Annotated in this window: 6 protein-coding genes and 1 pseudogene; 1 reads left to right on the plus strand and 6 read right to left on the minus strand. The window is 65.1% G+C overall.

The genetic code is table 11. The features are described 5' to 3' along the window. Window positions 1-94 precede the first annotated feature (94 nt). Complete coding sequence (locus A5698_RS21710; protein WP_068300977.1) at window positions 95-2,455, plus strand: CaiB/BaiF CoA transferase family protein; 2,361 nt, start codon at window positions 95-97, stop codon at window positions 2,453-2,455. Between the two features lie 5 nt (window positions 2,456-2,460). Here A5698_RS21710 and A5698_RS21715 read toward each other — a convergent pair whose 3' ends face one another. From A5698_RS21715 to A5698_RS29900, 6 genes and pseudogenes are all read right to left on the minus strand, one after another. Then, entirely contained in the window at window positions 2,461-2,934 is a 474-nt protein-coding gene (locus tag A5698_RS21715; protein ID WP_067083251.1) for a MaoC family dehydratase, read from the minus strand. Then, window positions 2,931-4,127, minus strand: a complete 1,197-nt coding sequence (locus A5698_RS21720; protein WP_068300945.1) for an amidohydrolase family protein — start codon at window positions 4,125-4,127, stop codon at window positions 2,931-2,933. Before A5698_RS21720 ends, A5698_RS21715 begins: the two co-directional genes overlap by 4 nt. An 89-nt stretch (window positions 4,128-4,216) precedes the next feature. Next, complete coding sequence (locus A5698_RS21725) at window positions 4,217-4,849, minus strand: cysteine hydrolase family protein (RefSeq protein ID WP_068300948.1); 633 nt, start codon at window positions 4,847-4,849, stop codon at window positions 4,217-4,219. A 61-nt stretch (window positions 4,850-4,910) separates the two neighbouring features. Further along, window positions 4,911-5,807, minus strand: coding sequence for a TIGR03619 family F420-dependent LLM class oxidoreductase (locus A5698_RS21730; RefSeq protein ID WP_068300951.1), 897 nt, complete (start codon window positions 5,805-5,807; stop codon window positions 4,911-4,913). Continuing rightward, window positions 5,804-6,940 carry an acyl-CoA dehydrogenase family protein gene (locus A5698_RS21735; protein ID WP_068300953.1) on the minus strand — a complete coding sequence of 379 codons (1,137 nt, stop codon included), beginning with the start codon at window positions 6,938-6,940 and terminating at the stop codon, window positions 5,804-5,806. Before A5698_RS21735 ends, A5698_RS21730 begins: the two co-directional genes overlap by 4 nt. 193 nt (window positions 6,941-7,133) lie before the next feature. Then, a pseudogene (locus A5698_RS29900) lies at window positions 7,134-7,295 on the minus strand (amidohydrolase family protein); the annotation flags it as partial. Window positions 7,296-7,367: the final 72 nt, after the last annotated feature.

A 7,367-nucleotide genomic window follows, 5' to 3' on the forward strand; every position in this document is an offset into this window, starting at 1 on the left:
GAGTACCGCAGGAACGAGGAACGCAGCGGGGAGGAGTCGAGGCGTGAGCGACGCTTGCGAGCGAACCATCGATCCGGGCGAAGCCCTGGCCGGACTGCGCGTCGTCGAACTGGGCGGCGACATCGCGGCACCGTACTGCACCAAGCTCCTGGCCGACCTCGGTGCCGAGGTGTGCAAGATCGAACCGCCGACGGGTGATCCGCTACGCGCATGGGGGCCGTTTCGCGAGGAATCGCAGGAACACGGTGGGTTGTTCGAGTACCTCAACGCCGGAAAGCTCGGTCTGACAGTGGATTTGCGCACCGCTGCCGGCATTGAACAAGCTCACGAACTGATCTCCGGGGCCGACCTACTGGTCGAGGATCTGCCCGCCGGGTCGGCCGAGCGATTCGATTGGGGACTCGATCGCGATTCACTGCAACAAATCAACAGCGACCTTGTCGTCGTGAGGATCTCGGACTATGGGCAGGAGGGCCCCCGGCGTGACCAGCCGTCGACGTCACTGACCCTGCAAGCGGCGTCGGGCTGGGTGAATCTCAGGGAGTTCGGCCGACCTCCTGTGCAGGCCGGAGCGCGCATACCGGAGTACATCGCGGGAGGCTACGCGGCGCTCGCGGCGCTGACCGCCCTGCGCATCGCGGACAGCGAACCGGATCGGCTCGTGGAGGCCGACGTCTCGGCGTTCGAATCATTGTTGTGCACGCTGCCCTATCCGATGCTGATGGCCGAGCGGCTGAAAAGCATGGGACTGCCGACGAATTCGAAGGCCGCCCCGATGCTGGGCATCGTCCGGGCGGCCGACGGCTGGATCGGCATCAACTGTCTCACCGGACAGCACTGGCTCGACGTCTGCGCGATGATGGGGCTCCCCGAATTCGGCGAACACCAGCTCGCGATCATGCTGGGCGGGCCCGAACGCGACGAGTTTTTCGCGAAGGCGCAGCCCTGGCTGGACTCGATCTCGGTCGGCGACCTCGTCGAGCTGAGCCAGGCCATGCGGATTCCGGCCGCCCCCATCAATGACGGCTCGTCGATCGAGGACTGCCCACAATACCGCGACCGCGGCTTCTTCGTCGACGGCGGGCCCGAGGATGCGCGGTTTCGACGGCCAGGGGCACCGTTCCGGTTGGGGAGGACGCTGGGTGCGCCGCGGCCCGCCCCGACTCTGGGGACGACGGGAGTCACCCGGTGGGAGACGCCGGAGCAGCACAAGGCCGAATTCGAAAGCGATGCATCGCAACCGTTCGCAGGACTGAAAGTCTTTGACCTCAGCACGTTCTGGGCCGGAGCGTATCTCACCTGCTATCTCGGCGCGTTCGGTGCCGACGTCGTCAAGGTCGAGTCGATTCAGCGTCCCGACGGGCACCGGTACTCGGGTTCGCTGTTGCGCAACAGCGACGACTGGTACGAGATCGGGCCGTTGTGGCAGGGCACGAACCTCAACAAGCGCGACATCACCCTTGACCTCGGTACCGATGCCGGCCGGGAATTGGCGCTGCGCCTCGCTGCCGACGCCGACGTGGTGGTTGAGAATTTCTCGCCGCGGGTGGTCGAACAGTTCGGGTTGGACTACGACTCTTTGGTCCAAATCAACCCGGATGTGGTCATGGTTCGCATGCCCGGGTTCGGCCTCGAGGGTCCATGGCGGGATTACGTCGGCTGGGCCCTGAACATCGAACAGCTCGCCGGGATGTCCGCGGTGACCGGCTACGCCGACGGCCCCCCGTGCAACCTGCAGGGTCCGGCCGACCCGATCGCAGGCGTTCACGCCACTGTGGCGCTCCTCGCAGCGCTCGAACACCGGCGCCGAACCGGTGAGGGCCAGCTGATCGAGGTGGCCCAGATCGAGGTCGGCGCGGCGGTGACGGCCGAACCCGTCATCGAGTATTCGTTGACGGGACGGGTGCGCGAACGCGAGGGCAATCGGCACCGCCGATACGCACAGGGCGTCTATCCCGCTGCCGGAGAGGACGATTGGGTGGCGCTGTCGGTGCGCGACGACGCCGACTGGGCAGCCGTGACCGACGCGATCGGCCGCCCTGAATTGCGTGACGACCGGAGATTTGCGTCCGCGGAGGCGCGGTTGCGCCACCACGAGGAGTTCGACGAGGTGATCGCGGAGTGCACGGCCACGCGGCAGGCCGACGATATCGCCGAAGCGCTGCTCCAACGCGGCGTGCCAGCGCAGCGGCTGATGACCGCCGACCGGATGTACGACGTCGATCAGCTCGAGGCACGCGGGTTCTATGAAGACCTGGACCATCGGATCGCCGGCCGGCAGCGGTACCCCGGATGGCCGTTCCGGATCACGCCGGGACCGTCGCGCCACCACCGCACCACGTCACCGACTCTGGGTCAACACAACGACGAGGTACTCGGCGCGCTGGGGCTGACCGGGGAGGAGATCGCCGCTCTTCGCGAACGACGCATCATCGGCGAACGCCTGCTGGAGTGATGCTTTCAGTCAACCATCGCAGCGATGGTGTCGACGACGCAGGCCGGCCGTTCGGATCCTTCGACCTCGACGGTGACCCGCACCGTGGCCCTGGCGCCGTTGTTGGTGCGGTCCACCTTGATCAGTTCTGCGCCCGCGCGGATGCGGGAGTCGACGGGAACGGGTGCCGGAAACCGTAGTTTGTCGACACCGTAATTCACCTGCATCGACAACCCGGTCACCTTGTAGATCTGTTGGACGAGGATGGGCACCAACGACAGTGTGAGATAGCCGTGGGCAATGGTCTTGCCGTAGGGCCCTTTCGCCGCCTTCTCGGCGTCCACGTGGATCCACTGGTGGTCACCCGTGGCCTCGGCGAACAGGTCGATCTCTTTCTGGGTGACCTCGCGCCAATCGCTGTACCCCAGATGCTCGCCCACGTGCTCCTCGAACGCGGCGATCCCGTCGTACTCCGTCGGCGACGCGGTCGTCTGGTTCACGCCGGGACCTTTTGCAGGCCCAGTTGCTCGATGGCGTTGCCGCCCATGATCTTCGCCTTCGTCGTCTCCGACAACCCCTCCAGTCGGTCGACGAAACTGAGCGGATCGCCGATGCCCTCGGGGTGCGGGAAGTCCGATCCGAACATCACGTGGTCCTCACCCATGATCTCGACGATCCCCTTGATGTCGTCCTCGAGGAACGGGTGAATGTAGACGTTGCGCTTGAACACCTCGACGGGATGTTCGTCGAACTCCTGGGGCATCGTCCGATAGGCCTTGTCCAACAGGCGCAGAAGGTTTCGCACCCAGCCGCTGCCGTTCTCTACCACGAGGACCTTCAGGTCGGGGAAGCGCGAGAGCGCACCGTGGCAGATCAGCGCGGCCAGGGTGTCCTCCATCGCCCGGAAGCCCATCACCACCTCGCGCAGTGCGCTGGGCTTGAAGGAGAGGTACTCGTCGCCGCCCTCCCATTCCATGAGGTGCTTCTGGTAGCCGCTGTCTGCCGCGTGGAATGTCACGGGAATGCCGGCGTCGACGACCTCCTGCCAGAACGGGTCGTACTCCGGCAGGCCCATCGAGCGCGATCCCCCGAATCGGCTCGGCACCGGGGCAGGCCGCACGAGGAAGGTCTTCATCCCGCGCTCGAGGCACCAGCGGAACTCCTTGATGGCCTCGTCGACCAGCGGCAGGCAGATCACCGGCGTGGCGAAGATTCGGTCTTGGTAGTTGAAGGTCCAGTGTTCGTGCATCCACTCGTTGAGCGCGTGGATGATCGCATGGGTCAGGACGACGTCGTCGGTGGTGCGTTCCTCGATGAGGCTGGCGAGCGTGGGGTACATGACGCACTGGTCGATGCCGAGTTCGTCCATCAGTTCCAGCCGTGGTGCGGGCGCCTGGAAGGCCGGGATCACTTCCATTGGCTCCCCGACGAACTCGCGGAAATTCAACCCCTCGGGATTGTTGCCCAGAAAGTAGTCCTCCGCGCTACCCGGGCGAGCGACGCGTTCGAACGTGGGGTTGGGGATCATGTGGCTGATGTGGTCCTTGACGACAAGCTTCGGCCGGCCGTTGACCTCGACGTAGCCGACCTTGCCGCGGTGCTGCTTCGGCAGATATTTGGTGAGCGCGTCGGTCGTCTCGTACATGTGGTTGTCGATGTCGAAGACCGGATACGGCAGGGACCGGGGTGACATGTGGTCGACCTCCTAAGAGCAGCGGATATGAGCATTTACGGCTGGTGAGAACGACGTTATCACCATGCGTTGGCGACATCCATATGGGCTCAGGTGCCGATTTCCTTCCAGGCTTGGACGACGTCGTCCGTCGTCGTCACCGTCGCTAGCAGCGCCAACGAGTTGTCGATGACCGACTCCGCGTACTCCCGCGGATACCCGCTCACCGCGTCGCGTGGCAGCACGAACTGGTAACTCCGATTGACGGCATCCATGACGAAATTCGGTATCGCAATGTTGACCGAAACGCCGACACCCACAATGGTTTTGATATTGAGGTTCCGCAGGACCGAGTCGAGATCCGTGCCGGTCATGGGCCCGACGCCATGCAGGCGGGTGAGGACGATGTCGCTAGGGGCCTGATCGAGTTCCGGCAGCACGGAGGCGCCCGGACTTCCGGGCGTCAGGTCTGCGGCGAAGGACTTACCCGCCATGAACAGCCTGGCGTTGGTGTTCGATCCGCGGTTGTCGGGGCGCTTCTGGATCAGGCAGTGCACCACCGTCACCCCTGCCGCGCGGGCCGCATCGAGAAGTCGCGCGATGTTCGGGATCGCTTCGCGGCGCGCTTCTTCTGCGAGCATCGGTAGACCGGCTTGCGGGCCGATCACTCCGCCCTGGCACTCCTGGGTGACCAGCGCGGTCGTGGCGGGATTGAGGAGGTCTTGCAGGCGTGGTTGCGGCATGAGAACACACGTTATCGTGCAGCGGCAACTTGTGTTTACGTCACCGACGAGATGAGTGGTCTTATGCGATGAACTCCTTGGCGAATACCCGCGCTTGATCGATCACCTCGGCGCGGTCGCCGCCCTGAGGGGCGATGGTCAACCACGTCACGCCCATGGCTTCGAGCCTCGCGATGGTGGCGTGTCGTTCGTCGGCGGACTTGCTGTCGTCGAGCAGGTTCCCCGCCGAGAAGCAGATGTCCAGCGGCTCGGTTCGACCCACTTCAGCGGCGTATTTTTTAGCCCACACGATCGCGGCCTCGAGGTCCTCGAGGGAAGAGATTTCTGCGGTTCGTGACGCCGCCGCGTAGCCGAAGGTGTTGAACGGCGCCCATCCCTGGGCGCGCGACACCGCGCGACGCACAGCGGGCTTGCTGTTGCCCCCCACCCAGATGGGCGGGGCCGCAGGCAGCGGTCGCAAACGCACCCCCCGCGCAGCGAACGACGACCCTTCGTAGGCGACGTCATCTCCGGTCATCACCCGGCTCAGGACGTCGAGCGCCTCGTCCAGCAGCGCACCCCGAGCGTCGAAATCGATTCCCAGCGCCCTGAACTCCGGCTTGAGATAGCCGGCGGCCGTGCCGAGGATGAGGCGGCCGCCGGACAGGACGGCGAGGCTCTGAATCGACTTCGCGCCCAGGAAGGGATTGCGATAGGCGGCGATGTAGACATTGGTCAGCAGCTTCACGTCGGTGGTGGCCGCTGCGGCGAACGAAAGCGCGACGAACGGATCAAGGGCGTGGTGGCCGCCGTGGTCGAGCCACTTGGCATCGGGTGCTGGGTGGTCGGTGACGTGCACAGCGGCGAATCCGCTGGACTCGGCGCCGCGCGCTATCTCGGCGATCGCTTCGGCAGTGACGAACTCCGATGCCTCCTCCACCCGCTGAGTGGGGATTTCGAGCGAATATGAAACGGTCACGGTCGTCCTTCCGGCTGGTGGCTTGATGATGTGACGAGGTCTGCCAAGCGTTGTGCGTGGTAATCGGGGGTGCCGAAGACCAGTTGGGTGGCTTTCGCGCGACGGACGTAGAGGTGTGCGTCGTGCTCCCAGGTGAATCCGATGCCGCCGTGGATCCGCATGTTGTCCAGCGCCGCCTGAAGAAACGCCTCCGAACAGGACATCTTGGCCACCGAAGCCGCCACCGCCCGGTCCTCACCGTCGGGCAGTCCGGCGGCGTGCTGTACGGCCGATCGCGCCCCCTCGACCTGCACGAGCATGTCCGCGCAGCGATGTTTGACGGCCTGGAAGCTGCCGATGGCACGGCCGAATTGGATGCGTTCTTTCGCGTAGCCCACGGCCATTTCCAGGCATCGCTGCGCCCCTCCGAGCTGTTCGGCGGCCAGCGCGATGACCGCGACTCGGTGTGCGCGCTCGAGGGCGGGCGCGGCGGCGCCGTCGGTCCCGATGAGCCGCGCGGAGACGGCTTCGAAGTCCAGCTTCGCGATCTTGCGCGTCCGGTCGAGCGTCGCCAACGGTTGGCGGCTCAGGCCGTCGGCGTCTCCCTCCACCGCGAAAAGCGACGTGCCGGCGGCTGTATTCGCCGCTGCCAGAACGGTATTGACCGTATGACCGTCGACGACGAGTGCGGCGCTCCCGTAGAGCCGATGAGAGGGACCGTCGCTGTGCGCCGACAGTGTCACGGCGTCGGGGTCCCATGGATCGAGGCTTCCGTTGAAGATCACGGTGGCGGTCCTCGACCCTTCGACGAGCGCAGGTAGATAGTCCCGCATCGCGGCCGTGTCACCGCTGGCGAGCAGCGTGGGGATCGCGAGCGCCACGGTGGAGAAGAACGGGGCGCATACCAGGGCCGCGCCCATCTCTTCGAAGACGACCGAGAGTTCGGGCACGCCCGCGCCCGCACCCCCGAACTCCTCGGGCACGGCGATCGCGGCCAGGCCGAGGTCGGCGGCCAACTCGTGCCAAACCCGCTCGTCATAGCCGGACACAGAATCCATCGCGGCTCGCACGGCGCTGCTCGGCGACCTGGCAGTGAGGAAATCGCGGACTGCTTGACGCAGGTCGCGGTGATCCTCCGCCTCAGCGGTGGACATACCGACCTCCCACTGCGACGACGGCGAATACCGTTGCTGCAGTCATGTTTTCCTTCCGCACTGGCGCGGTGACCATCGCCGCGGCGATGGGTCCGACGGAGGCGGTACTCGTTCGAAACAACCCCGGATAGGCATTACCGATCGAGGATAGTATCTTTTCCTGAAAGAGAGAATAAGCATTCTCGCACGAAGGAGCGGCGCGGTGACCGGCGAGAATCACCTCCACACCGTCAGCGCCCCGCACCGTCGTGATGGCCCGGTCCTTGAACTCCTCGGGTAGGTACCGGGTGAAGGCGTCGCGCGTCTCATAGCAGTGCGTGTCGCAGTCGAAAATGCCGTAATCAATGGTCGTCACCGCGCCGCTCCTTCGTGCGAGAATGCTTATTCTCTCTTTCAGGAAAAGATACTATCCTCGATCGGTAATGCC

The sequence above is a fragment of the Mycobacterium sp. E136 genome (assembly GCF_001666865.1).
Lineage (GTDB): Bacteria > Actinomycetota > Actinomycetes > Mycobacteriales > Mycobacteriaceae > Mycobacterium.

What these genes read in the sequence shown, in the direction of transcription:
- A5698_RS21720 (WP_068300945.1), bottom strand. Translation starts at nt 4,127, where the DNA reads ATGTCACCCCGGTCCCTGCCGTATCCGGTCTTCGACATCGACAACCAC.
- A5698_RS21735 (WP_068300953.1), bottom strand. Translation starts at nt 6,940, where the DNA reads ATGTCCACCGCTGAGGCGGAGGATCACCGCGACCTGCGTCAAGCAGTC.
- A5698_RS21725 (WP_068300948.1), bottom strand. Translation starts at nt 4,849, where the DNA reads ATGCCGCAACCACGCCTGCAAGACCTCCTCAATCCCGCCACGACCGCG.